Raw genomic sequence first — 1,092 nt, forward strand, 5'->3', positions numbered from 1 at the left:
ATCACAAAAATGACGGAGACCCATGTCTATCTAAATAGAAATGTGTATTTTAAAAATCAAAAAAAGAAGCGTCGCTATCAATATTTGAATATTAGTTGTGCCCAGGTGCACACAACTATTTAATCGGTGTTTTATGAAATAATGGGTGAGCTATAATGCGGTGTAAAATTCCTAAAACTGATTTATTAGTGACATTTGAAGCTGTTGCTCAATATGAAAGCTACACGCGAGCGGCAGAAAAGTTAGCGTTAACCCAAAGTGCTGTTTTCCGTCAAATTACAGCATTGGAGGAGCTACTTAATGTGTCATTATTCCACCATGTCCGTAAGCGAATTTTCCTCAATGATGCGGGTCGTTATTATCTTGGTTTAGTCAGAGATACATTGGAGCAACTGGAAAGAGATACGCAAAGCATTATGTCTTACCAGTCAACTCAGCAAGTGTTGGAGCTGGCGGTTACACCAACATTTAGCACACATTGGCTCATTCCAAATCTCAGTGACTTTCATGAGAAGCATCCTGAGATTGTCCTCAATTTAGTGGCGCTGACTACGCCTGCTGATTTTCTAAATTTGAAATACGATGCGGCAATTATGCGTGAGGATTTCTGTAGCCCGTGGGCTGAAAATGAGCACTTGTTTGAAGAAGAGCTAGTGCCTGTCTGCAGCCGGATGTTGTGGCAGGATGAGAAAAAAGTGATGCTTGCAGAGCAGTTGATGGATGAACTTACGTTGCTTCATCAAACAACTCGTTTAGATTCGTGGCATGACTGGTTTACATTATCAGGCGTTAATAGCCCTAAAGTACGAATGGGGCCGCGTTTTGATCTTTTATCGATGTTGATTTCTGCTGTGCGCTCCAATCTTGGCATGGCGTTATTGCCCCGATTTGCTATTCACAAGGATTTGGAAAATGGTGATATGGTCATTCCATGTGATTTACCCATGAGCACGGGAAACCACTTTGTACTGACCTACAAAGAAGGTAAAAGAGGGTTGAGAAGCTTGCAAAAATTAAGTCGTTGGCTCCATGATAAATCTAAAGAGGAAGAGCTAAAAAGAGCATGGGTTAATTAATTTTTTAAAGCGACAG

Annotated in this window: 1 protein-coding gene; it reads left to right on the plus strand. The window is 40.8% G+C overall.

Features of this window, described 5'->3' with window-relative positions; translation table 11 throughout:
• Nucleotides 1–155: 155 nt before the first annotated feature.
• The gene (locus V2A85_RS23850) at nt 156–1,076 is read left to right on the plus strand and encodes a LysR family transcriptional regulator (protein WP_083158314.1); all 921 of its coding nucleotides are present in this window, start codon (nt 156–158) and stop codon (nt 1,074–1,076) included.
• Nucleotides 1,077–1,092: the final 16 nt, after the last annotated feature.

The organism is Yersinia sp. 1252 StPb PI, assembly GCF_048593885.1.
Lineage (GTDB): Bacteria > Pseudomonadota > Gammaproteobacteria > Enterobacterales > Enterobacteriaceae > Yersinia > Yersinia enterocolitica_E.

Coding starts and splice junctions, on each gene's coding strand:
- V2A85_RS23850 (WP_083158314.1), top strand. CDS start 156: ATGCGGTGTAAAATTCCTAAAACTGATTTATTAGTGACATTTGAAGCT.